Source organism: Streptomyces nymphaeiformis, from assembly GCF_014203895.1.
Lineage (GTDB): Bacteria > Actinomycetota > Actinomycetes > Streptomycetales > Streptomycetaceae > Streptomyces > Streptomyces nymphaeiformis.
Map to the genome: position 1 here is coordinate 518,861 of NZ_JACHJY010000007.1, position 24,336 is coordinate 543,196.

20 protein-coding genes and 2 pseudogenes are annotated in these 24,336 nt (G+C 71.6%); 19 read left to right on the forward strand and 3 right to left on the reverse strand.

The annotated features are described in order from the left end of the window. Positions 1–144: 144 nt before the first annotated feature. From GGE06_RS25835 to GGE06_RS42765, 9 genes and pseudogenes are all read left to right on the forward strand, one after another. Positions 145–543, forward strand: coding sequence for a DUF302 domain-containing protein (locus GGE06_RS25835; protein WP_184931909.1), 399 nt, complete (start codon positions 145–147; stop codon positions 541–543). A 582-nt stretch (positions 544–1,125) separates the two neighbouring features. Beyond that, complete coding sequence (locus GGE06_RS25840; RefSeq protein ID WP_184931910.1) at positions 1,126–1,830, forward strand: response regulator transcription factor; 705 nt, start codon at positions 1,126–1,128, stop codon at positions 1,828–1,830. Continuing rightward, complete coding sequence (locus GGE06_RS25845; RefSeq protein ID WP_184931911.1) at positions 1,827–3,197, forward strand: sensor histidine kinase; 1,371 nt, start codon at positions 1,827–1,829, stop codon at positions 3,195–3,197. The genes GGE06_RS25840 and GGE06_RS25845 overlap by 4 nt, the downstream gene beginning before the upstream one ends. A gap of 124 nt (positions 3,198–3,321) precedes the next feature. Continuing rightward, positions 3,322–3,762, forward strand: a complete 441-nt coding sequence (locus GGE06_RS25850) for a hypothetical protein (protein ID WP_184931912.1) — start codon at positions 3,322–3,324, stop codon at positions 3,760–3,762. Then, positions 3,759–4,748: an FAD:protein FMN transferase gene (locus tag GGE06_RS25855; RefSeq protein WP_184931913.1), complete on the forward strand. Its 990-nt coding sequence runs from the start codon at positions 3,759–3,761 to the stop codon at positions 4,746–4,748. The genes GGE06_RS25850 and GGE06_RS25855 overlap by 4 nt, the downstream gene beginning before the upstream one ends. Further along, a complete protein-coding gene (locus GGE06_RS25860) occupies positions 4,745–5,437 on the forward strand; it encodes a ferric reductase-like transmembrane domain-containing protein (protein WP_184931914.1) in 693 nt (230 codons plus the stop codon). The genes GGE06_RS25855 and GGE06_RS25860 overlap by 4 nt, the downstream gene beginning before the upstream one ends. Next, positions 5,434–6,762, forward strand: a complete 1,329-nt coding sequence (locus GGE06_RS25865; protein ID WP_184931915.1) for an NADH-ubiquinone oxidoreductase-F iron-sulfur binding region domain-containing protein — start codon at positions 5,434–5,436, stop codon at positions 6,760–6,762. Before GGE06_RS25860 ends, GGE06_RS25865 begins: the two co-directional genes overlap by 4 nt. Beyond that, positions 6,759–6,980, forward strand: coding sequence for a ferredoxin (locus GGE06_RS25870; RefSeq protein ID WP_184931916.1), 222 nt, complete (start codon positions 6,759–6,761; stop codon positions 6,978–6,980). Before GGE06_RS25865 ends, GGE06_RS25870 begins: the two co-directional genes overlap by 4 nt. A 127-nt stretch (positions 6,981–7,107) precedes the next feature. Then, positions 7,108–7,464, forward strand: a pseudogene (locus tag GGE06_RS42765) (heavy metal translocating P-type ATPase); the annotation flags it as partial. A gap of 545 nt (positions 7,465–8,009) precedes the next feature. On the opposite strand, the gene GGE06_RS25875 reads toward GGE06_RS42765, so the two are convergent. After that, positions 8,010–8,402, reverse strand: coding sequence for a hypothetical protein (locus GGE06_RS25875; protein WP_116163918.1), 393 nt, complete (start codon positions 8,400–8,402; stop codon positions 8,010–8,012). Positions 8,403–8,555: 153 nt separating this feature from the next. On the opposite strand from GGE06_RS25875, the gene GGE06_RS25880 reads away from it, so the two are divergent. Then, positions 8,556–10,307, forward strand: coding sequence for a glycoside hydrolase family 35 protein (locus GGE06_RS25880; protein WP_184931917.1), 1,752 nt, complete (start codon positions 8,556–8,558; stop codon positions 10,305–10,307). A gap of 170 nt (positions 10,308–10,477) precedes the next feature. On the opposite strand, the gene GGE06_RS25885 is transcribed toward GGE06_RS25880, so the two are convergent. Continuing rightward, positions 10,478–12,904 carry an RICIN domain-containing protein gene (locus GGE06_RS25885; RefSeq protein WP_184931918.1) on the reverse strand — a complete coding sequence of 809 codons (2,427 nt, stop codon included), beginning with the start codon at positions 12,902–12,904 and terminating at the stop codon, positions 10,478–10,480. Between the two features lie 524 nt (positions 12,905–13,428). Continuing rightward, positions 13,429–14,424: a LacI family DNA-binding transcriptional regulator gene (locus tag GGE06_RS25890; protein WP_184931969.1), complete on the reverse strand. Its 996-nt coding sequence runs from the start codon at positions 14,422–14,424 to the stop codon at positions 13,429–13,431. A gap of 267 nt (positions 14,425–14,691) precedes the next feature. On the opposite strand from GGE06_RS25890, the gene GGE06_RS25895 reads away from it, so the two are divergent. The 9 genes and pseudogenes from GGE06_RS25895 (at position 14,692) to dgoD (ending at position 24,195) form a co-directional block, all read left to right on the forward strand. Further along, positions 14,692–15,618, forward strand: coding sequence for a carbohydrate ABC transporter permease (locus GGE06_RS25895; RefSeq protein WP_184931919.1), 927 nt, complete (start codon positions 14,692–14,694; stop codon positions 15,616–15,618). 3 nt (positions 15,619–15,621) lie between these two features. Continuing rightward, positions 15,622–16,614, forward strand: coding sequence for a carbohydrate ABC transporter permease (locus tag GGE06_RS25900; protein WP_116163910.1), 993 nt, complete (start codon positions 15,622–15,624; stop codon positions 16,612–16,614). 84 nt (positions 16,615–16,698) lie between these two features. Next, positions 16,699–18,042, forward strand: coding sequence for an ABC transporter substrate-binding protein (locus GGE06_RS25905; protein WP_116163908.1), 1,344 nt, complete (start codon positions 16,699–16,701; stop codon positions 18,040–18,042). 150 nt (positions 18,043–18,192) lie between these two features. Beyond that, positions 18,193–18,564, forward strand: a pseudogene (locus GGE06_RS25910) (beta-galactosidase); the annotation flags it as partial. 1,169 nt (positions 18,565–19,733) lie between these two features. After that, complete coding sequence (locus GGE06_RS25915) at positions 19,734–20,657, forward strand: SMP-30/gluconolactonase/LRE family protein (protein ID WP_116163906.1); 924 nt, start codon at positions 19,734–19,736, stop codon at positions 20,655–20,657. Continuing rightward, a complete protein-coding gene (locus GGE06_RS25920; protein ID WP_184931920.1) occupies positions 20,654–21,292 on the forward strand; it encodes a bifunctional 4-hydroxy-2-oxoglutarate aldolase/2-dehydro-3-deoxy-phosphogluconate aldolase in 639 nt (212 codons plus the stop codon). Before GGE06_RS25915 ends, GGE06_RS25920 begins: the two co-directional genes overlap by 4 nt. Then, a complete protein-coding gene (locus GGE06_RS25925) occupies positions 21,289–22,230 on the forward strand; it encodes a sugar kinase (RefSeq protein ID WP_116163902.1) in 942 nt (313 codons plus the stop codon). The genes GGE06_RS25920 and GGE06_RS25925 overlap by 4 nt, the downstream gene beginning before the upstream one ends. Positions 22,231–22,300: 70 nt before the next feature. Beyond that, positions 22,301–23,053, forward strand: a complete 753-nt coding sequence (locus GGE06_RS25930; RefSeq protein WP_116163900.1) for an SDR family NAD(P)-dependent oxidoreductase — start codon at positions 22,301–22,303, stop codon at positions 23,051–23,053. Further along, a complete protein-coding gene (dgoD, locus tag GGE06_RS25935) occupies positions 23,050–24,195 on the forward strand; it encodes a galactonate dehydratase (protein ID WP_116163898.1) in 1,146 nt (381 codons plus the stop codon). The genes GGE06_RS25930 and dgoD overlap by 4 nt, the downstream gene beginning before the upstream one ends. Positions 24,196–24,336: the final 141 nt, after the last annotated feature.

The window sequence follows — 24,336 nt, forward strand, 5'->3', positions numbered from 1 at the left end:
CCTCAATGCCTGTCGTCCGCCCCCGGACGGATGCGTCGGGACATCATGTTGTCCTCGGCCCACGCTGCGCCGACCGTCAGCGGCACGACGACCGGGTCGCCCGCATGCCGAGGCGGTCGCCTTCCGAACAGTGAGGTGAAGACCATGCCCTACGACCGCACCGTCAAGGTCGCCGGAACCTTCGACGAGACGGTGGAGGCCGTCCGCCGCGCCCTCGCCGACCAGGGCTTCGGCATCCTGACCGAGATCGACGTCCAGGCCACGCTCAAGGCGAAACTCGGCCACGACATGGAGCCGTACCTGATCCTCGGAGCGTGCAACCCCCCACTCGCCCGTCAGGCCCTGGACGCCGACCGCTCGATCGGGCTACTGCTGCCCTGCAACGTCGTGGTCCGCACCGACGGCGACCAGGTGACCGTCCAGGCGATCGACCCCGCCACCATGGTCACCCTCACCGGCGTCGACGCCATGGCCCCCGTCGCCGACGAGGCGGCACGACGCCTCGACACCGCACTCGCCACCGTCGCAGAAGGCGGTACGTGAGCTGTCGGGCGCCGTACAGAGCTGGCCACCGACCGTCGACCCGTGAGCCGCCGACCGACGGCTCGCGCCAACCGGCTGCCGACCCGCCGTTCTGCTCGCCGTCGTCGCCCTCGGCGCGCTCGCGGCGACGACCGCCTCCCTGGCCATCACCGCCACCGTCTTCGACGCGCCCCATGCTCCGCCCGGCTGAGCCCGCGCCCTGCCCAGCTACGGCGCCGGCCGCGTCCTGACCGACGCCGCCGTCACACCCGGCTTCTACGCCACCGGCTCCCCTACTTCTCGCCCTCGCCTGGCTCGCGGGCGTCACCCTGGCCGCCACCGCCCTCTTCCGCCGCGCCGACCGCATCATGGGGGCAGGCCATGAGAACCACCACGACCCGTACCGCCGGCTGCCGCACCCCTCACCGGTCCTCGGTCCGAGGCCACCGCTCGCTGCATCGACAGCCATGGGCACACCGAGTCGGCTGGGGTCCGCCCGCGTCGCACTGGGAGCCGAACGGCCCCTACCGCCGACACGAGGCGTGGACGCAGCCTGAGTGTGTCGACGTGGCCGACTCCTCGGCCGGAAGGCGGGCAGCGATCATGAACGCGCGCACAGGGGGCGACCCCGAGGTGACGAGGGTGCTGGTCGTGGAGGATGACCGGGGCATCGCAGAGTCCTTGGTGCGTGGTCTGCGACAAGCTGGATACGAGGCCGCGAGTGTGGGGACCGGGCGGGCGGCCCTGGCAGCGTCCACGCCCGATGTCGTCCTGCTGGATCTGGGGCTTCCGGACATCGACGGTGTGGAGGTGTGCCGGAGGGTACGGGCGCGTTCAGACGCCGCGATCATCGCCGTGACCGCGCGGGGTGAGGAGGCGGACCGGGTGGTGGCCCTGGACGAGGGTGCCGATGACTACCTGGTCAAGCCGTTCGGTCTTGCCGAGTTGCTGGCACGAGTCCGTGCCGTGTTGCGCCGCCGGCGTCCGGCGGAGCCCGAGATTCTGCGGCACGGGCCGCTGACGCTGGACCTGCGCACCCGGCAGGTCTCGGTCGACGGACGTGCGGTGGCGCTGACGCCGAAGGAGTTCGGCATCCTGGAGTGTCTGGCTGCGGATCCGGGTCGGGTGGTGAGCCGCCAGCAAATTCTGGAGCAAGCCTGGGACGCCCACTGGTACGGCCCGACGAAGGTGCTGGACGTGCACGTGGCGGCGCTGCGCCGCAAGCTCGGCGTGCCGGGGCTGGTCGAGACGGTCTACGGGCAGGGGTTCCGGCTCGGGGCGGTCGAGGGGTCGCGGGAGCGGTCGTGACCCAGCGGATCACCTGGACGTTCCTTGTTCTCACGTCCGTGCTGTTGGTGCTGGCGGTCGTACCGCTGGCGGTGTCGCTGACGGCGCGCGAGCGCGTCGCCTACCGCGACAACCAGCGGGCGGCCACCCGGGTGATCGCGGCGGCGGCCGAGGAGCACCTTTCCGACAACAAGCCCCCGACCGTCCTGAACCAGGAGCTTGACGCCGCGGCCCGGGCCGGGGACTGCGCCTCGGTGTACGACGCTTCCGGGCGCCTGGTGGCCGGTACCCCGTGCACGGCGGCCCAGGGCGAGGAGGCGGAGGAGCTGGTGGAAGACGTACTGGCCGGGCACGAGCCGGAGCCGCCGGAGAACGAGGGCCGGCTGCTCGCCGCGGAACCGGCCGGAGAGGTGCGCCGGCCCGCCGGTGCGGTCGTCCTGGCCCGCTCCGCGGATCCGCTGGATGCCCGGATCGCGGCGATCTGGGGCTGGTCCGCCGCGCTCGGTGTCGCGGGTCTTGCGGCGTCCATGCTGCTGTCCGTGCGGCTCGCCCGCTGGGTCAGCCGTCCGCTGTCGACGCTGGACGCCAGCGCCCGGCACTTGGGCGAGGGCGCCCTCGACGAGCGGGCCGAGGTCGAGGCCGGGCCTCCGGAGGTGCGCCGGCTGGCCGCCACCTTCAACACCATGGCTGCCCGCACGGAGGCCCTGGTCCACGGTCACCGGGCCGTGATCGCCGATGTGTCCCACCAGCTGCGCACGCCGCTGGCTGCGCTGCGGCTGCGCCTCGACGTGCTGGCCGCCGGCGCCGAACCGGACACAGCGGTGGAGCTGGCCGCCGCGCAGGAGGAGATCACGCGTCTGTCGCGGATGGTCGACGGACTTCTGGCGGTCGCGCGTGCTGAGCAGGCGACACCGCGTCCGGCCGCGGTGCGGGTCGACGAGGTGGTCACCGAGCGGGTGGCGGCCTGGTCCCCTGTCGCCGAGGAGCACGGCGTCCGGCTGACCGCCGTGCCCGAGGGGCCTGCCCTGAGCGTCGCGCTGGGCGCGGGCCACCTGGAGCAGATCCTGGACAACCTGATCGCCAACGCCGTGGAGGCCGCGGAATCCGGCGGGAGCATCACCCTCGGCCATGGCACGGTACGGGGGCGGGCCCGGGTCTTCGTTCGGGATGACGGACCCGGGATGACGGACAAGGCCAAGGCGGTCGCCTTCCGCCGGTTCGGCAACCCCGAAGCCAGGGGCACGGGTCTGGGGCTGGCCATCGTGCACCGGCTGGTCACCGTCAACGGCGGTACGGCACGCCTCGAGGACACTCCCGGTGGCGGGCTGACCGTCGTACTGGATCTCCCCCTGTGGGCTGAGGACGGGCACGCGCAGGGCGGGACGTAGAGGCTTCCGACGTGAAGATCTTTACCGGTTCTGAAGGAGACGTGAGCGAGTTCCCGGGTGCGGTGAGCTCAGCCTGGAAGTGCACGCAGCCGATCCGGGCCGCCGATTCTCCAGGAGCGCTGCCATGGCCCCCTTGCCCGACGACTTCCGGCCGACACCCGCCCCCGCCTCCTCCCAGTACGCACGCGACCACGGATTGCGCCGCAGCCGCCGCACCACCCGGTGGATCGCGGTCACGGCCGCCGCCGGTGCGGCGGCCCTGGGCGGCTTCTACGCGCACCTGCTGCCGGGCGGCTCGGCCGCCTCCGCGCCCACTAACGTACCGGCGAATGCACCGGTGCAGAATCCCGCGCCGTCGACTGCCGCCACCGTGGGGAAGGACGACGAGGGGCGCGAGGAGCAGGACGGCGACGAGGACGGCACGGAGGGTACGGCTCCAGTCGCGCAACCAGCTCCGCAGCCGCCGGTCCAGCCGACCACCGTGGCGCCACCGGCTCCGCAGCCGCCGGTCCAGCCACCCGCAGCGACCCAGCAGCAGCCGCAGACCACGACGGGGGCGTCATGAACACATGCCCGTCGGCGTCCGTGCCCGCCCGGGTCGCCTTCCCGGCGCTGGGCACCACGGCCGTCCTGCTCGTCACCGATCCTGACGCTCTGCCCGCTGCGGAAGCAGTGCTGCAGGCCGAGCTGACCGCCGTCGACCGTGCGTGCAGCCGCTTCCGGCCTGATTCCGAGCTCAGCCGTGTGAACCTGAACGCGGGCTGTACGACGACGGTCAGCGCATACTTCGCGGTGGCCCTGGAAGCCTCGCTGCGGGCCGCCCGGCTCACCGACGGCGCGGTGGACCCGACCGTCGGCAGCGCGGTGATCGCGCTCGGCTACGACCGCACCTTCGCGTCCATACGCCCCGGGGACGCCCGCCCCGTCCCGGTGGGCCGGCCGGCGCCCGGTTGGCGGCGGATCGCCTTCGACCCGCGGACGCGCCGACTGCGCCTGCCCCCGGGCACCCGCCTCGACCTCGGCGCCACCGCCAAGGCGCTGGCCGCCGACCGTGCCGCCCGACGGGCCGCCGAAGCAACCGGCTGCAGCGTCCTGGTCAATCTGGGAGGCGACCTGGCGACCGCCGGACCGGCCCCAGAGGGCGGCTGGCGGATCGCCCTCGCCGACGACCACGCCCGGCCGGCGCCGGAAGGCGGTGCCGCAGTGGCGGTGACCGGCGGGGCCCTGGCGACCTCGGGCATCCGGGTGCGCGCCTGGCGCCGCGGCGGTCGGGCCCTGCACCACATCGTCGACCCGGCCACCGGAGAACCCGCCGCACCGGCGTGGCGCACCGCCACCGTCGCGGCCGCCACCTGCGTGGACGCCAACGCCGTCAGCACGGCGGCGATCGTGCTGGGCGAACGGGCGCCGGACTGGCTGCTCAGCACCGCCCTGCCGGCCCGGCTGACCGCCCTCGACGGCAGGATCGTACGCCTCGGCGGCTGGCCGCCCGACTCGCACGCGCCCGCACCGCCGGGCTCGCGGAAGCCGGACCCCGGAGGCGCGCGATGACGACGACCCTGGCCCTGACAGGCAGCCCTCTCTGGTACGCGAGCCGTGCGGGCGGCACCCTCGCCCTGGTCCTCCTCACCGCCACCGTGGTGCTCGGCATCGCCTCCGGCGGACGGGTCGTGCCCCGCCGCATCGGCCGCTTCGAGATCGGGCTGCTGCACCGCAACCTGTCCCTGCTCACCCTGGTGTTCCTCGGCATGCATGTGGTGACCGCGGTGCTCGATCCGTTCGTGCGCCTGAGCTGGGCCGTGTCCGTGGTGCCCTTCGGAGCGTCCTACCGGCCCCTCTGGCTCGGGCTCGGCACCGCGGCGCTCGACCTGCTGCTGGCGGTCCTCGTCACCAGCGCGCTACGGCACCGGCTCGGGGTACGTTCCTGGAAGGCCGTGCACTGGCTCGCGTACGCCGCCTGGCCCCTGGCCCTCTTCCACAGCGCCGGGACCGGCACCGACACCCGGCTTCCCCTCCAGCTGTGGCTGTACGCCGCCTGCCTCGCGACGGTGATCGCCGCCGTGTGGTGGCGGCTGGCCAAGGCCGGTCCGGGGCATGTCGCCGGGCGCCTGACGGCCGCCGTGGCCGCGACCGCCGTACCCGTGGTGCTCACCGCGTTCCTCGCCGCCGGGCCACTCCAGCCGGGCTGGTCGCAGCGCGCCGCCCTGACACCTGTGGTCCTGATCGGAGGCGGACGATGAACGCGACGACGGACGCGACGCCGAACTCCTCGGCCCTCTCCTCCCCGGCGCACCACGCGCCCCGGCTCCTCTCCGGCCTGTACGCCACCGGTGTGCCGGCCACCCTCGCCGAGCATCTGCGGCACTACGGCCCGTCGGCTCCGGGCACCCGTACGTCGCCGATGTCCGTGGTGGAGGCCGTCGAGGCGGCCGGGCTCACCGGGCGCGGCGGTGCCGGGTTCCCCACGGCCCGCAAGCTGCGCGCGGTCGCGGAGCGAGGCGGACGGGCGGTGGTCGTCGTCAACGCGATGGAGAGCGAACCCGCGAGCCGCAAGGACGAGTTCCTGCTCACCGTCGCACCCCATCTGGTCCTGGACGGCGCCGTCCTGGCCGCGAGGACGGTCAGCGCCGACACCGTCCATTTGTGCCTGCCTCGCACCCGCGCCGCCCAGTTCGAGCAGCTGAGTGCGGCCCTGGACGAACGGCGGCGCGCCCGCCTCGACCCGGTGCGGCTGCGCCTCCACGCCCTTCCGCACACCTACGTCTCCAGCGAGTCGACGTCGCTGGTGCGCTGGCTCAACGGCGGACCGGCGCGTCCGCAGGGCAGCCCGCCCCACACCCACGAACGCGGTGTCGCCCGCCGCCCCACGCTGGTGAGCAACACCGAGACCTTCGCCCACCTGGCCCTGATCGCCCGCTACGGGCCGGACTGGTTCCAGCAGGCGGGAACGCCGGACGAGCCCGGCACGCTGCTCGTCACCGTCTCCGGCGCGGTCGCGGCGCCCGGTGTCCTGGAGACCGCGTTCGGGACGCCCCTCGACGTGATCCTGGACCGCGCCGGAGGCCGTACGGAGTCCCTGCAAGCGCTCCTGCTGGGCGGGTTCGGCGGCACCTGGCTTTCCGCGGAGCACCTCCAAGTGCCCCTCGCCCGGTGCAACCTGGCCCCGCTGGGCGCCGCACCTGGTGCGGGCGTGCTGATCGCTCTGCCCCGGGCGGCCTGCGGACTGTCCGAGACGGCGCGCATGCTGGCGTACCTCGCCGCGAACGGCGCCCGCCAGTGCGGGCCGTGCCGCTTCGGGCTGCCCGCCGTCGCCGAGGACTTCGCCGCACTGGCTGCGGGACGGGCTGACCCCGCTCTGTTGTCCCGGCTGCTCCGGCGGGTCGGGCTGCTGCCGGACCGAGGTGCCTGTCGCCACCCGGACGGCGCCGCCCAACTGGCCGCCTCCGCCCTACGCGCCTTCGCCGACGATGTCGACCGCCACCTCGCCCAGGGCGCCTGCGCCGCGGCCCACCGGCCGCCGCGGATCCCCGTACCACCCGCCGTACTCCCGGAGACCTGGCGATGAACCCCGCGAACCGCGCCAAGACCCTGCGTATCGACCGCATCGCCTGCACCGGACAGGGCCTGTGCGGGGAACTGCTGCCCGAGCTGATCGACCTCGACGAATGGGGCTACCCCATCGTCAAGGACCGGTCCGTCCCCGACCACCTGCGCGCCCACGCCCGACGGGCCGCCGCGGCTTGCCCCCTGCTGGCGCTCCACCTCGATGCCGACCGGACGTGACGAGCATGCGTCGGTCCCGTCCGGCCCGGCATAAGGGCCGGACGGCCCCTACCGCCGAGGTCACCGCCTTGATGGGAGGGAGGGACCGAGCCCCGCGGTGGCCGCACCGCACGGATCGAGGTGCGCCATGAACCCCACCGCAGCAGGTTCGCGCCGCATCACCGCCGCCATCACCTCCCTGCGGCTCGAATCGGTCCTCCTGTCCGTCACCGCGGCCGCGCTGGCCGGCAGCGGCATCGCCTGGCTCGTTGGCGCTCCCGGTCTGTCGGACCTGTTTTGGGCTCTGGGAACCGTCGCTGCCGTCGTGCCCGCCGTAGTGTGGGTGCTCGCCGCACTGCGTCGCGGACAGGCGGGCGTGGACCTGATCGCCGTACTCGCACTCGGCGGCACCCTGGCCGTGGGCGAGTACCTTGCCGGTGCCCTGATCGCCCTCATGCTCGCTACCGGCCGCACCCTCGAAGCCGCAGCCCGTGCCGACCAAGATCCGGGCCATACGCGGACCAGCCGCCTGCAGCCTGGCCGAATCGTGGCCGTTTCCGCTGGTCAGTGGCCATGCGAGGCGTGTACCACCAGCACACGAAAAACCTGCTGGTCAGCTACTCGCCGAAGAAGCTCGGCTTCTTCTGAGCGCGTTCGGCGAGACGCACCAGGCGCCTATCTGTCCGATGGACCGGTACGTTCGACTCATGCAGAGCACTGCCTGCGTTTCTGCCTGCATCTGTCCCAGCCAACACTTCTGCCGATTGTGCCTGGCGGTCCCGAACACCGCAGTCACAGCCTTGTCCGAGCTGGCACCACGCCCCTCTTCGCCACCGTCGAGGTTGCGAGGCGCAAGGTCATCGGCCGGCCCACCGACGCTTCCATTTCACTACGGGTGATAGCCGTTGCGGGTCGGGAGGCGGGCAGCGAGACGACCAGCGCCGCGGCGGTCGAGCCGACGCTGATGGGTGCCGCGGCACAGACCGTGCCGAGCACGCACTCCTGGTGCTCCACGCGGGGCCACCCCGGGGGAGATCCGCGAGGCGGCGCTCAAGGGCGGCGCGGTCGGGCAGGGTGCGCCGGGTCAGCCGGGTGACGGGCGAGGTGGTCGGCTCGCTCCTCCCTGCCGAGCTGGGCGAGGACGGCTCGTCCCCCGGCATGCGCGTGCGCGCCGGCCCGGAAGTCCATCCGCTCCCCGACCGGCGGCTCCGCCATCTCGCCGGGCGCCTCGGTCGCGAGGTCGATCAGCTCGCATCTCCGTGGTCCGTCGCGCACCACGCCCTCGTGGACCAGGAGGTGGTACGTGGTCGGCAGCGCGGCGCCCCGGGCCGGTTGTTCGGCGCCAGCGCCGCCGACCCGCTGCTCCAGGGCACGGAGCAGGCGCAGTGCGCGCCGTATGGACCGGATCAGGGTCTGTCTGCATGGAGCGGGTACGTCGGCCATGCATATCTCCCCCAAAGAAGACCCGCTCCTCGATGGTCCCCGTGTCCCCGGACCGGTACCGGGCTTGCCAGCATCATGGTGTTTACGTAAACATACACATGCTGGCGACTTCCAGGCCCGCATCGCACCCTTCTACACAGGAGCACACAGCGCATGCCCGTTCTCCAGACAGACCAGGCCGGCTTCCTGCTCGACGGCCACCCCTTCCGCATCCTGTCCGGCGGGCTGCACTACTTCCGGGTCCACCCCGACCAGTGGCAGGACCGGCTCCGCAAGGCACGGCTCATGGGCCTCAACACCGTCGAGACCTACGTCCCCTGGAACCTGCACCAGCCACGCCCCGACCGCTTCGTGATGGACGCAGGCCTCGACCTCCCCCGCTTCCTCGACCTCGCCGCCGCCGAAGGACTCCACGTCCTGCTCCGCCCCGGCCCGTACATCTGCGCCGAGTGGGAGGGCGGCGGCATACCCTCCTGGCTGCTCGCCGAACCGGACATCCGGCTGCGCACCCGCGACCCCCGCTTCCTCGCGGCCGTCGACGACTACTTCGAGCGACTCCTCACCCCACTGCGGCCGTACCTCGCCTCACAGGGCGGCCCGGTCCTGGCCGTGCAGGTGGAGAACGAGTACGGGGCCTACGGCGACGACACCGCCTACATGGAGTGCATCGCCGACTCGCTGCGCCGCTGCGGGGTCGACGTCCCCCTCTTCACCTGCGACCAGCCGGTCGACCTGGAACGCGGCGCCCTGCCCGGCGTGCTCGCCACCGCGAACTTCGGCAGCCGATCGGCCCACCACCTGGCCGACCTGCGCGCCCAGCGCCCCGAGGGGCCGCTGATGACGTCCGAGTTCTGGATCGGCTGGTTCGACCGTTGGGGCGCGCGCCACGTCGTCCGCGACCCGCAGGAGGCCGCCCACGAGCTGGACGAACTCCTCGCCACCGGCGCCTCGGTCAACTTCTACATGTTCCACGGCGGCACCAACTTCGGCTTCACCAACGGCGCCAACGACAAGCACACCTACCGGCCCACCGTCACGTCGTACGACTACGACTCCCCGCTCGACGAGGCCGGCGACCCCACCGCGAAGTACACCGCCTTCCGCGACGTCATCGCCAAGTACGCGCCCGTGCCGGACGAGCCCGTACCGGCGCCCGGTCCCAAGCTGGCCGTCCCGGCCGTCGCGCTGACCGAGAGCGCCCGTCTGCTGCCGAGCGCGGCCGCGCTCGCGACGGCGGTGGAGTCCCGCCGCCCGCTGACCATGGAGGAGCTGGAGCAGGACTTCGGTTTCGTCCTCTACGAGACGCCCCTGCCCCTCGCGGGGCCGGCGCTCCTGGAGATCGAGCAGGTGCGCGACCGCGCCCAGGTCTTCGTCGACGGACAGCCCGTCGGCGTCCTGGAACGCGAGAACCACGAGCACGCCCTGGCCTTCACGGTCCCCCGGGCCGGCAGCGTGCTCTCGGTCCTGGTCGAGAACCAGGGTCGGGTGAACTACGGCGAGGGCATCCACGACCGGAAGGGTCTGCTAGGGAAGGTCCTCCTCGACGGCGTCGAGCTCGCGGGCTGGACCCAGCGCGCACTCACCCTGACCGAGCTGGACGGCGTCCCGTTCGCGGCGACCACGACCGTGCCCGTCGGGCCGGCCTTCCACCGGGGCGCCTTCGAGGTGTCGGACCCCGCCGACACCTTCCTCCACCTCGACGGCTGGACCAAGGGCAACGCCTGGGTCAACGGCTTCCCCCTCGGTCGCTACTGGTCCCGCGGCCCGCAGGCCTCCCTGTACGTCCCCGCCCCCGTCCTGCGCGCGGGCACGAACGAGATCGTCGTCCTCGAACTCCACGCGGGCCCCCGGACCCGCACGGTGAGCCTGCGAGAGACGCCCGACCTCGGGCCGACCGAGGAGTAACCAGATGCCCGGAGCGCCGGGTTCGGACATCCCACCCCCGAGCCCGGCGTTCCGCCTCTTACGTGTGCCGACGTACGCTCCTCGGACTTGCGCGCCCCGGCGCCGCCGACCGCGCACGGCAGAGGGCCGGGCACCGACCCAGTGGTCGGTGCCCGGCCCGTCTTGCGTCGTCAGCCGATGCGGAGCTGCTGGTTGGTGCCGCCGTTGCAGGCGTACTGGCGGACGGCCATCCCGTCCGCAGTCGAACCACCCTCGATATCCAGGCACTTGCCGCTGTGCCGGGCCATCAGGGTGACGTGGCTCGTGTCGACGCTGTGCACGGCCCACTCCTGGTTCCGGCCGCCGTTGCAGCCGTACTGGAGGACCTGGGCGCCGTCGGCGGCCGAAGCCCCGCTCACGTCCAGGCACTTGCCGCTGTGCCGGGCGACCATGTTCACGTAACCAGTGGAGGCGGGCCGCAGGGACCACTGCTGGTTGGCGCCTCCGTTGCAGCCGTACTGGAACACCTGGGCGCCGTCGGCGGTCGAGACGCCCGCCACGTCGAGGCACTTGCCGCTGTGCCGGAAGACCGGGGTCTGCCAGACGTCGGCGGCCGTGGAGCGGAAGGTCCAGGACTGGTTGGCTCCGGCGGTCGGCCGGTAGACGCCGACGGGAGCACCGTCGGCCGTCGACTCGCCTGACACGTCGAGGAGTTGTCCGGTGGCACTGTTGACCAGGGTGGCGTGACCGTCACCGGCGGTCGAGCGCATCCACAGCTGCTCGGCGCCGGCGCCGGGGGTGGCGAAGCCGAGCGCGCCCGCCGTGACCGAGAGCGCCTTGCCCGTCTTGACACTGGTCACGCGGTACGTGGCGGTGCTGCTCCAGTCGGTCGCGGAGGACTTGGTAAACGTCCACTGCTGGGCGGGGTCGGCGGTGTTCGCGGTCCGCTGCACCAGGCCGTCCTTGCCGGCCACGGTGGTGACGGCGAGAGCCTTGCCGCTGTTGTCGTTCAGGATCTGCCGGGGCGCACCGGTGGGGGTGCCGGTGTCGGCGGCGTTCACGCCGGTGACGCCCGGAAGCACGAAGGTGGTGACGGAGTCGGGAGCGACGGTGGCCCGGAGGGCCTTCCCCGTCACGGTGAGGTCCGTGCCGCGCTCGACGTTCCGCGTGGCGTCGGTGGTGTAGCGCTCGACGGCGCCGCCGGTGGTCTCGAAGCCGCCGAGGTCGAGGGTGAGGTCACGGGCGGTCGAACCGTGGTTGGTGTGGACGAGGACGAGGCCCTGGCCGTTCGGGCGGACCGCCGCGAGGGTGTCGGGGTCGTCGGTGGGCACGACATGGGCGCCGGGGCGGATGAACCGGCTGTACTGGGCCATCGTCCAGTACTTCTTGTTCTTGCGCAGGGGCTCGGTGGCGGCGTCGGCCGGGGTGAAGGCGGTCTGGATCAGACCCCAGTTGGAGTTCTCGCGCTCCGGGGTCATGTTCTCGTAGTCCTCGACCGCCTGCCACAGCACCCAGGCGCTGGGCTCCAACTGCCGGACGTCCGTGGTGATCTTGGCGGCGAGGTCGAGTCCCGGCCTCATGTCGGTGAAGCTCTGGCCGACACTGCCGCCGAGGTCGTTCTCCGACATCCACAGGGGGGTGCTCTCCCCCTTGGCGATGTCCCGGACGGCGATGCGCCCGCCCGTGTTGTAGGTGTGGACGTTGATCCGTCCGACGGCGTCCCGGACAGCGGGGGCGTACTGGCTCCACTGCCAGGAGGCGACGTCCGGGCCGTAGTCGTCCATGGCGGAGACCTTGGTGCTCTTGCCGGCCGCGTCGAGGGTGGTACGCAGGGTACTGACGATCCTGGCCACGGAGGCGGGGTCCCAGTGGGAGCCCTCCTGCCGTCCGCCGGCCTTCCAGTAGCTCGCGGAGGGCTCGTTGACCGGGGAGATCGAGGTGAAGGTGACGCCGGAGCCCTGCTCGGCGCGGCGCAGTGCGCCGGAGAGGTAGGCGGCGAACCGGTCGTACTGGTCGGAGCGGAGGTTGTCCGACCCGCCGTCCACGGAGCCGGAGACGAGACCGCTGTTGGTCATGAAGTACGGGGCGGAGTTCGAGAACGCCTCGAAGGTGGTGGCGCCGCGGGCCTTGGCGGCGGTCAGCCACCAGCGCTGGTTGGCGTCGGCCTGGTCGTTCCAGTGGGTGGGGTTGTTCGGGTCCCACCAGCCCGGGGTCTCCGCTCCCGGCCGGTTCCAGTAGCCGGGAACCGCACCGCCGGCCCGCATGTACGAGGGGGTCTCGGGGCTGTCACCGCCACCGATGTTGTAGCGGGCGATGGTGAAGCCGAGACCGTCGGCGCCGTAGAGGGCGTCAGCGAGGGCGTTGCGCTGGGCGTCCGGCCAGCCGCCGGTCACGTTGGCGAACCAGGCGAGTGCCGTGCCCCAGCCCTCGAAGGCGGGCTGTTGATAACTGGGGTCGGGGCGGACGGTGAGGGCCGCGGGGGCCGCCTCGGTTGCGCCTGCCTGGTCGACCGGCGCCATGACGAGGGCCGGCAGGGCGAGGACGGGAACGGCCGCGAGGGCGGGCAGCCTGCTCCGCCGGCGGCGGGGCGCCGCCGCTCGATCACGTGAGGACAACACGTACTACTCCCTGGTGGGTGCGGGTGTCGTGGGGACGCGTCCGGGGGGCCGCACCCGGGGACGCGCCCCCCGGACCGTGGCGCGGGCTCGGGACAGGAGCACGCGCCGATCGGGGGTGGGCGGAGCCGCGTCCATCGCCTTGACGCGAGAGGCACCCGAGGTGCCCACTTCTCGATGTTTTCGTTAACACGGTCCGTCGTGGGGAGAGTCTGGGAGCGGCGAAACCAAGGTGTCAAGAAGCTCGGAGCCCGCTTTCACAGGTTTCACGCGTCACTGTGCGATACAACACGCGACGGGGCCCGGCGAAGCCGTTGCTTCGCAGGGGGCGGATTCAACTCCTGCGGTCGGCCGCACCCGCCTCGCGGGCCCTGGCCCCGGCTCAGGCCCCGGCCTCGCGGACCCGGCATCGAGCCTCCCGGGCCCGACCCCCAGGCCACAAGCAAGCAGCGCCGACCCTACGCCCCCTCGACGCCTCTCCCCGACTCATTCCATGCCCTTCCCGAAGAACAACGGCCCCTCCCCCCTCACACACCCCCGGCCGGGCGTGGAGCCGCCGTGCTGGACCGTTCCACCAGGGCGGTCGGCACGAGCCGTACACCGGTCACCGTCTCGCCGCGCAGCTCGCGCAGAGCGGCGTCGACGCACAGCGCGCCGACCTCGGCGAAGTCCTGCCGGACGGTCGTGAGCGGGGGGATGTAGGAAGCCGCGTCGGGGATGTCGTCGAAGCCGACGACGCTCACGTCCTCGGGTACCCGCCGGCCGCGCTCGTGGAAGGCCCGCAGGACGCCGAGGGCCATCTGGTCGTTGGCGACGAAGACGGCCGTGCAGCCGGGTTCGTCGGCGAGCCGCAGGCCCGCCTCGTAGCCGGATTCGGGGGTCCAGTCCCCGCGCAGGGCCGGCGGGACCGCCCGGCCCTCCTCGCGCAGCGTCGCCTCCCAGGCGTCCGAGCGGCGGCCGGCGGCGAAGGACTCCTCGGGCCCGGCCAGGTGCCACACCGTCTCGTGTCCGAGGTCGAGCAGGTGCTGGACGGCCTGTCGTGCTCCCTGCCGCTGGTCGGTGTCCACGACGGGGAAGCGCCCGGTGGCGTCGGAGTCCACGACGACCACCTTGACGTGCGGGGGAAGGGTCAGGGCGGCCGTGTCGAGCAGGTGGACCTCCATGATGAGGACGACGGCGTCGACGGCCAGCTCGTCGAGCCGCGTGAAGGCGCCCTTGACGTTCTCCTGCGTGGGGGCGTCCAGCGGGATCAGGGTGACGGCGTAGCCCTCGCGGGAGGCCGAGCCCGCGATCGCGTCCAGGGTGCGCACGTTCCCCGTGCTGGTGAGGCCCATGGTGATGACGCCGATGGCGCGGAAGTCGCCGCGCTTGAGGGCGCGGGCCGCACTGTTGGGCCGGTAGCCCAGCTGGTTCATGGCTTCGAGGACCTTCAGCCGGGTGCTCTCGATGACGGCGGGGTCCCCGTTGGAGACCCGGGAGACCGTCTGGGACGAGACGCCCGCGAGCTGCGCCACGTCCGCCATCGACACCCGTCGCGGCCTGCCCCGCCCGGCCCTGCGGCCCGTGCCGCCGGCCGGCGTCGGCACCTCGGCCGGTTTCATCTCTGCCACGGAATCCCTCACATTCACGCTGCACGCTTGACGCCCCCCCATGGGGGTGTCACCATCTCGCTACCCGATGATTACGTAAACATTTCTCATCGGCTACCCCCGGGGTCGCTTCTGTCCCCGGTATCACTTTTCTGCTCCCTGTCTCCGGACCGTCCGGTCACCGACGCAAGGACCTCAGCCATGACGCTCCTGTCGACGCGCGCCACGGCGGCGCCACCGCCGCGCGCACGCGCCCGTCTCCGCTTCCGCAAGGAAGCCTTCGTGGGCTGGGGTTTCGTCGGCCCGTTCGTCGCCGTCTTCGCTCTCGTCTTCCTGGCTCCGATCGGATACGCCATATACCTGAGCCTCTTCCAGAACCGGCTCATCGGCGGAACGTCCTTCGTCGGCCTCGACAACTACGGCGAGGCGCTGACCGATCCCCGCTTCTGGGACGGCCTGACACGGGTCGGTATGTTCCTCCTGGTCCAGGTCCCCGTCATGCTGGGGATCGCGCTGCTGGTCGCATTGGCGATCGACAGCGGCCGACTCTACGGCAAGACCTTCTTCCGCGTCTCCGTCTTCCTGCCGTACGCCGTGCCGGCCGTCGTCGCCAGCCTCATCTGGGGCTTCATGTACGGCACGCAGTTCGGTCTCGTCGGCAACATCAACGAGGCGCTCGGGGTCACCCTGCCCAACCCGCTCTCCCCCTCCCTGGCCCTGGCCTCCATCGGCAACATCGTGACCTGGGAGTTCGTCGGGTACAACATGCTGATCTTCTACTCGGCGCTCAAGGTCGTACCGAGCTCGCTCTACGAGGCGGCGGCCATCGACGGAGCCGGCGAGTGGCGCGTCGTGTGGTCCATCAAGCTGCCGGCGATCCGCAGCGCCGTGGTCATCGCCACGATCTTCTCGATCATCGGAAGCTTCCAGCTCTTCAACGAGCCCAGCATCCTGCAGAAGCTCGCCCCCAATGCCATCACCAGCGACTTCACCCCGAACCTCTACACCTACTCGCTGTCCTTCGCGGGCCAGCAGCACAACTACGCGGCGACCGTCGCGATCGTGATGGGCGTGATCACCGCGATCATCGCCTACGCGGTCCAGCTGCGCGGCATGCGGAAGGGCTGACACATGACCACCCCCCTCACCACCGCGGCCGCCACCGACGCCGGCGCCCCCGCCGGACCGGCCACCACCCCGGGCACGGGTCCGAGCACGCACAGGGCCGCCGGCCGCACCGCCTCGGCGCGAGGTCGCAGGAAGCCCCCGCAGACCCCGCTCAACCCGCGCCCCAGCATCCCGCTGACGCTGGTCACCGGCCTGGTGCTCGTCTACACCCTGCTGCCGCTGGCCTGGCTCTTCATCAACGCCACGAAGGACCAGAAGAGCCTGCTCAACTCCTTCGGGCTGTGGTTCGCCGGCGACGTCAACCTCTGGGACAACATCGTCCGCACCCTCACGTACGACGACGGCGTCTTCGTCCGCTGGCTGCTCAACACCCTGCTGTACGTCGTCGTCGGCGCGGGCGGCGCGACGGTCCTCGCCGTCCTCGGCGGCTACGCCCTCGCGAAGTACGACTTCCCCGGCCGCAAGGCGGTCTTCGCGGTCGTCATCGGCGCCGTGGCCGTGCCCGGCACCGCGCTGGCCGTGCCCACCTTCCTGATGTTCAGCACCATGGGCCTGACCAACACCCCGTGGGCCGTGATCATCCCGTCGCTGATCTCCCCCTTCGGCCTCTACCTGATGTGGGTGTTCGCGGCCGAAGCCGTCCCCACGGAGCTCCTTGAGGCCGCGCGCATCGACGGCTCGGGCGAGGTGCGCACCTTCTTCACGGTCGCGCTGCCGCTGCTGATGCCGGGCACGGTCACCGTGCTGCTCTTCTCGATGGTCGCGACCTGGAACAACTACTTCCTGCCGCTGATCATGATCAAGGACCCCGACTGGTACCCGCTCACCCTCGGCCTGAACGCCTGGAACGCCCAGGCCCAGACCGCCGGCGGCGAGCCCGTCTTCGATCTGATCATCACCGGTTCCCTGCTCACGATCGTTCCGATCGTCGCCGCCTTCCTGCTGCTCCAGCGTTACTGGCAGTCCGGTCTGGCCGCGGGCAGCGTCAAGGAATGACCATCGCCCCCTGACCCACGCCCTTCAGTCCACCCCCACGCTCCCCGCCCCTCCCACCCTCATCACCGACCAGGAGCCCATCCCATGAGAACGCACTCCTCCCTCAGACTGCTCGGCGCCGTCGCCGTGGCCTCCACGATCGCGCTGACCGCCACGGCCTGCGGCTCCGATGCCGCCGACGGCGGCTCGGCCGGCACGAGTGGTCCGAAGGAGGTCGCGGCCGCGCTGGAGAAGGGCGGCAAGGTGACCGTGTGGGCCTGGGAGCCCACTCTGAAGAAGGTCGCGGAGGACTTCGAGCAGAAGTACCCGAAGGTCGACGTCGAGCTGGTGAACGCCGGCACCGGCGACAAGCAGTACACGGCTCTCCAGAACGCGATAGCCGCCGGCTCGGGCGCGCCCGACGTCGCCCAGGTCGAGTACTACGCCCTCGGCCAGTTCACCATCGGCAAGTCCGTCGAGGACCTCGCCCCCTACGGCGCCACCAAGCACGCCACGAGCTTCACCTCCGGCCCCTGGAACGCTGTCCACCAGGACGACGCCATCTACGCGCTGCCCATGGACTCCGGCCCGATGGCGTTCTTCTACAACAAGAAGGTCTTCGACAAGCACCACATCAAGGTGCCGACCACCTGGGACGAGTACGTGGAGGCAGCCCGCGCCCTCCACAAGGCCGACCCGAAGGTCTTCATCGCCAACGACACCGGCGACGCCGGCGCCACCACCAGCCTGATCTGGCAGGCCGGCGGTCACCCGTACAAGACCGACGGAACCGATGTGAAGATCGACTTCACGGACGACGGCTCCAAGACGTACGCCGCCACCTGGCAGAAGCTCCTCGACGAGAAGCTCCTCTCACCCGTCAACCCTTGGAGCGACGCCTGGTACAAGGGCCTCGCCGACGGCTCCATCGCCACCCTGACCACCGGCGCCTGGATGCCGGCCAACTTCGCCTCCGGCGTCGCCTCCGCCTCCGGCGACTGGCGGGTCGCCCCGCTCCCGCAGTGGAAGAAGGGCGGCAAGGCGAGCGCCGAGAACGGCGGCAGCTCGCTGGCCGTCCCGAAGGTCGCCAAGAACAAGGAACTCGCCTACGCCTTCGCCGAGTTCGCCACCACCGGCACCGGCGCGAGCTCCCGCGTCGCCCAGGGCGCCTTCCCCGCCACCCGCGCCGACCTGGAGTCCAAGGCGTTCCTGGACACCGAGTTCCCGTACTTCGGCGGCCAGAAGGCCAACCAGATCTTCGCCGAGTCGGCCGCCAACGTGGGCTCCGACTGGCAGTACCTGCCCTACCAGGTCTACGCCAACTCCATCTTCAACGACACCGTCGGCAAGGCCTACGTCTCCCCCACCAAGCTCTCCGAGGGCCTGAAGGCCTGGCAGGACGCCAGCGTCAAGTACGGCAAGGACCAGGGCTTCACCGTCAACAAGTAACCCGCTCGACGCGGGGGCGGAGCCACGTCGAGGCTCCGCCCCCGCAAGCCCGCGGAAAGGGCTTGCCGCACCCTGAGAGGTGTCTGCGTCAATGGATCAGGGTGACACCGCGGTCCCGCACGACCTTTCACCTGCAGGAGCACACAGCGCATGCCCGTTCTCCAGACAGACCAGGCCGGCTTCCTGCTCGACGGCCACCCCTTCCGCATCCTGTCCGGCGGGCTGCACTACTTCCGGGTCCACCCCGACCAGTGGCAGGACCGGCTCCGCAAGGCACGGCTCATGGGCCTCAACACCGTCGAGACCTACGTCCCCTGGAACCTGCACCAGCCACGCCCCGACCGCTTCGTGATGGACGCAGGCCTCGACCTCCCCCGCTTCCTCGACCTCGCCGCCGCCGAAGGACTCCACGTCCTGCTCCGCCCCGGCCCGTACATCTGCGCCGAGTGGGAGGGCGGCGGCATACCCTCGCGGCTGCTCGCCGAACCGGACATCCGGCTGCGCACCCGCGACCCCCGCTTCCCCGCCCAGCGCATCGGCACGGGCCGCCACGACCTCGAGGATCCAGTCGTAGTCGTGCGCAGATCGGCGCCGCGTCGTTCGCCATCGCCCGGCACTTCCTCGACCATCCGCAGAAAGGCCCTGCGTCACGTAGTTTCACCCGGCCCGGCCAGCGGGCCGAACGCAGTGCGCCGGATGCCGTTCAGCCCCCGGGTGATCGCGCCGAGCGCCTCGTCGTGGGCGCAGACCTGCGACCGGGTCAGTGTCCCCCTCACGGCGTCGAGGTCGTCCGCATCGACGTGTGCCATGAAGGAGCGGTCGGCATCGCACGGCTCATGGCCTCCACCGGAGAGGTCGACCACCACCAGCGCTGGAGGCTTCGTGTGCTGCCAGGTCAGCCGAAGCGCCGCCGGTTAGGCGGCCATGGCGTCGCACTCGTGGGCCACGCCGAAGCAGCCGTCGCCCAGTTCGCCGATGCAGGCCTCGTCCGCGTCGCACACCTGGTCCGTGCCGTGGGCACGGGTGACCATCGCGCGAATCACCTCGACGGGCTGCCGTTCTCGATGACGCCTTCCATCAGTCTTCCGTCCGAAGCAAGCGACGTGGACGTTCGGTTCCGGCCGACCCAGCCCCACCGGCGCAGCGCCGCGGTCACGGAATGACGCGCCTGGCGGACCCTGGCCGCCTCGGCGGACACAACCAGCGCTGCGGCCCGCCTGCCGCGGTCCGGACTGCGGGCGGGGAAGAGCGAGGGGTACTGACTCAGGTGCACGGCCACCTCTGAAGTGGCGGAGGAACCGGGACGGTCAGCGCGCCGACGGCTTTCTCGGCAGCTACTACCGCATGAGGCGGTCCTCTGAAGCGACGGCCCCCTTCACTTGATGTTTACGCAAACAGTATTCTGATCCCGTCGAACCCCACAGCTCCGGGCGCGTCGCTTCACGCGGCTTCACACCCGAGGGGGCGCCGGCGTGCGCAATCCCTCGACGGCGGAGCCGGCCCTCGAGGCCATCCCACAGGGAGGCGGCGGCGAGGCCGTCCGCGCCCCAACCCCTCCGGGCCGCTTCTCCATGAGCGCGTCCGCCCCGAGCGAGCCCTTCCGCCGAGCCGGCGGGCCGACATCCCGAAGGGGGCTGTTTACAGGGGGTCAGGCAAATAGTTACGTTAACAACGAGCAAGGAGACTTCTGTATGCGCCACTTGAGGGCCCGTCCCTGCAGCCCAGATCCCGGCAGACTCTGCGAGGGCCCCCTGTGGGATCCTGCCGCGCACGAGCTGTTGTGGGTCGACATCACCGCCGGCCTCATCCACCGCGGCAGCCTGGTGCCGTCCGCGGACGGCACCGGTCTGCCCGACGTACTGCCTCACGTCACGCTCACCCCCGGCGGCCCGGTCGGTGCCGTCCTGCCGAGCCGCAGGGGCGCGCTGATCGCCCCGATGTCCACGTCCGTCATGAGGATCGACAACGGTGGCCGATCCGAAGAGATCGCCTCCCTGTCCCTCCCCCCGGACGGCATACGGCGACGGTTCAACGACGCCGCGTGCGACCCCCACGGGCGTCTCCTCGCCGGCACCATGGCCTACGACGCGACCGAGGGGGCAGGCTCCCTCTACCAGCTAGGCCCGGACGGCATGCGGGTGCTGCTCGATTCCGTGACCATCTCCAACGGTCTCGGCTGGAGCCCCGACGGCTCCCTGATGTACTACGCCGACAGCCCGACCGGCCGTGTCGACGTGTTCGACTACGACCTCGCCACCGGCACTCCCAGCGGTCGTCGGCCCTTCGCCTCGATCGAAGGCGGCTTCCCGGACGGCCTGACCGTCGACCGTGACGGCAACGTGTGGGTCGCGGTCTGGGGAGCGGGCCAGGTCCGTGCCTTCGCACCCGACGGCACCTGCCACACCGTCGTGCACGTCGGCACCTCGCACGTGTCCAGTGTCGTCTTCGCCGGCCCCGCCCTCGACACCCTCGTGATCACGACGGCGACCGAAGAACTGACCCAGCAACAGCTGAACGAAGAACGCCACGCCGGACGGCTGTTCGTCTGCCGTCCGGGCATCGCCGGACTTCCGGCCGTGCCGTTCGACGACCTCGTCCCCCAGGAGACGACATGACCACCACCCTCTCCGCCGCGCTCGCCGCCATGCCCGTCGTGGCGATCTTGCGCTCAAGTTCCGCCGACCGGTTCCCCGAAGTCGCCGACACCCTGCGCCAGGGCGGCATCCGCGCGATCGAATTCACGCTCACCACCCCCGGGGTCCTCGCCGCCCTGCGCGAGTACACCCAGGACCTGCCCGACGGCCTCACGCTCGGCGCCGGCACGGTCACCACCCCGCACGAGGCCGAGGCAGCGGTGGCCGCGGGCGCCGAGTACCTCATCACCCCGGCCACCCAGCCCGAGGTGATCGCCGAAGCCCGCCGGCTCGGAGTCCCGGTGCTGCCCGGCGCCCTCACCCCGACGGAGATCCTGACGGCGTGGCATGCCGGCGCCTCCATGGTGAAACTGTTTCCCGCCGCCGTCGGAGGCCCGGAGTACCTCCGTGCCGTCCGCGCGCCGCTCCCCGGCGTACCGCTCGTGCCCACCGGCGGCATCGACCTCGACGACGCTCCCGGCTACCTCCGGGCGGGTGCCACCGCGCTCGGCATGGGCAGCCCCCTCGTCGGCGACGCCTGCGAGAGCGGCAATCTGTCCGCCCTCGCCGACCGTACGTCCCGGCTCGTCGGTCTCGTGACGGGAGCACGCGGATGACCGCCCTGGTGACCCTGGGCGAGTCGATGGCCGTGGTGGCGGCGAGCACCCCCGGACCCCTCGCGCCCGGGAAACCCGCCAACCTGTCCTTCGCCGGAGCCGAGGCGACCGTCGCCATCGGGGTCAGCCGTCTCGGCCACTCCGCCTCGTGGATCGGCCGGGTCGGCGCGGACGCCGCCGGCACGATGATCGTCCACGGACTGCGGTCGGAAGGTGTCGACGTGTCCCACGTCCACGTCGAACCGGACCTCCCCACCGGACTGATGCTCCGCGAACGCCGCACGGCCGACCACACCCGCTCCGCCTACTACCGCCGCGGCCTCGCCGGCTCCCGTCTCGCGCCCGGAGACATCGACGAAAGACTGGTCTCTTCGGCACGGTTGCTGCACATCACCGGCATCACCCCCGCTCTCGGCCGTACCGCCCGGGACGCCGTACGCCGCGCCGTCGACATCGCCCGTCGGGCCGGAGTCGTCGTCTCCCTCGACGTCAACTACCGCGCGCTGCTGTGGTCCAGGGACGACGCGGCCGACGAACTGGGCTTCCTCGTCCGGCAGGCCGACCTCGTCTTCGCCGGGCCCGAGGAGGCGCGGCTCCTCGTCGACGAGGCACCCCCGGAGGAGACGGCGCAGGCGCTGACGGCACTCGGTCCGCAGCAGGCCGTCGTCAAGCTCGGCGCCGAGGGCGCGCTGGCGGCGATCGACGGAGCGGTCCTGGCCCAGCCACCCGTGCCGGTCACGGTCGTCGACCCGATCGGCGCGGGCGACGCCTTCGTCGCCGGATACCTGGCGGCGTACCTCGACGGCGCATCACCGGCCGAACGGCTGCTCACCGCGGCGACCTGCGGCTCGTTCGCCGTGTCCGTCCAGGGCGATTGGGAGGGCCTCCCCCGCCGGGAGGAACTGTCCCTGCTCACCGGCGACGACGTCATCCGCTGATCCCTCACCAGGAGAGCGAGCGGGCATCGCCCCCTCCCGGACTCGATCCGAAACGACAGGAATCACCCTCATGCAACGCTTCTCAGGAAAGACCGCGGTGGTCACAGGCGCCGCTGGCGGCATCGGCGCGGCCACCGCGCTGAGACTGGCCTCCGAAGGCGCCACCGTCATCCTCGCCGACATCGCCGACGCGGCCGGGCAGGCCGTCGTCGAGCGCATCGTCGCCGGTGGCGCGCGCGCCGCCTACGTCCACTGCGACGTCTCCTCCCCGGAGCACTGGGAGCGGCTGCGCGACCGGACGCACGAGATCGCGGGCCCGGCCGACGTCGTGCACAACAACGCCTTCATCCACCTCCCCGGCGCGGCCCACGAACTGACCGCAGACGCCTGGGACCGGGAGATCTCGGTCAACCTCAAGGCCCTCTACCTCGCCGCCCGCACTTTTCTGGACGACCTGCGGTCCACGAAGGGCTGCTTCGTCGCGACCTCCAGCGTGCACGCCAACTTCGGCCTGCCCGGCAACCCCGCCTACGCGGCCGCGAAGGGCGGCATCTGCGCGCTGATCCGCCAACTGGCCGTCGAGTACGGGCCCGATGTCCGGTTCAACTCCGTCCTGCCCGGCCCCATCCTCACCGACGTCTGGGACGAGGTGAGCGAGGAGGACCAGCGGATGTCCGCCCGCGCCACTGCGCTCGACAGGCTCGGGGCGGCGGACGAAGTGGCCTCCGCGGTCGCCTTCCTGGCGTCCGCCGACGCCTCGTACATCACCGGTACGGAACTCGTCGTCGACGGCGGCTGGTCCGTGAAGAAGGAGTCCAAGTGAAGATCACCGCCCTGCGCACCTACCTCGTCGCCCCCCGCTGGTGCTTCCTGAAGGTCGAGACCGACGAGGGCGTCACCGGCTGGGGCGAACCGGTCATCGAAGGTCGGGCGCACACGGTCGCCGCCGCCGTCGACGAGCTGAGCGACTACCTCGTCGGCCAGGATCCGATGCGCATCGAGGACCACTGGCAGGTCCTCACCAAGGGCGGCTTCTACCGCGGCGGCCCCGTCCTCTCCAGCGCCGTCGCCGGAATCGACCAGGCGCTGTGGGACATCAAGGGCAAGGCGCTCGGCGTCCCGGTGTGGCAGCTGTTGGGCGGCAACGTCCGCGACCGCGCCCGGGTGTACAGCTGGATCGGCGGCGACCGCCCCGACGAGGTTGTCGAGCAGGCCCTGGCCCGCAAGGCCGAAGGCTTCACCGCGATCAAGATGAACGCCTCGCCCCAGCTGGAGTTCATCGACACGCCCAAGGCCGTGCAGGGGATCGTCGACCGCGTCGCCTCCCTCCGCGAGGCCGTCGGCGACGAGTTCGACATCGCCGTGGACTTCCACGGCCGCCTCACCATCCCCATGGCCCGCCGGGTCTTGCCGCTCCTGGAGCCGTACCTGCCGTTCTTCGTTGAGGAACCGCTCGTACCGGAACTGAGCGAGCACATCGGCGACATCGTCCGCTCCACCAGCATTCCCGTCGCGACCGGCGAACGCCTCTACTCCCGCTGGGACTTCAAGAAGGTCCTCGGCTCGGGCATAGCCGTCGCCCAGCCCGACCTCTCGCACGCCGGCGGCATCTCGGAGGTCCGCAGGATCGCCGCGATGGCCGAGGCGTACGACGTCTCCCTCGCCCCGCACTGCCCGCTGGGACCGATCGCGCTCGCCTCCTGCCTCCAGGTCGGCTTCGCCTCCCCCAACCTGCTCATCCAGGAGCAGAGCCTCGGCATCCACTACAACACCGGCTCCGACCTGCTCGACTACCTCGTCGACCCCTCGGTCTTCCGGTACGAGGACGGACACGTGGGCCTGCTCACGGAACCCGGCCTCGGCATCGAAGTCGACGAGAAGGCCGTCGAGCACGCCGCCGCGACGGGCCATCGCTGGCGCAACCCGGTCTGGCGCCGGCAGGACGGGGCCTTGGCCGAATGGTGACAGCGCGGCGAAAGGAAACGCGTGAATCCTGTACAGGCTTTTCCTACTTCAGCCGCGCAACCGATCCACCCTGACGACGTGGCATCCCGCTCCCACGTCGTGCCCACTCGGCCACGCGTCACCACGCGGGAGCCACCGACG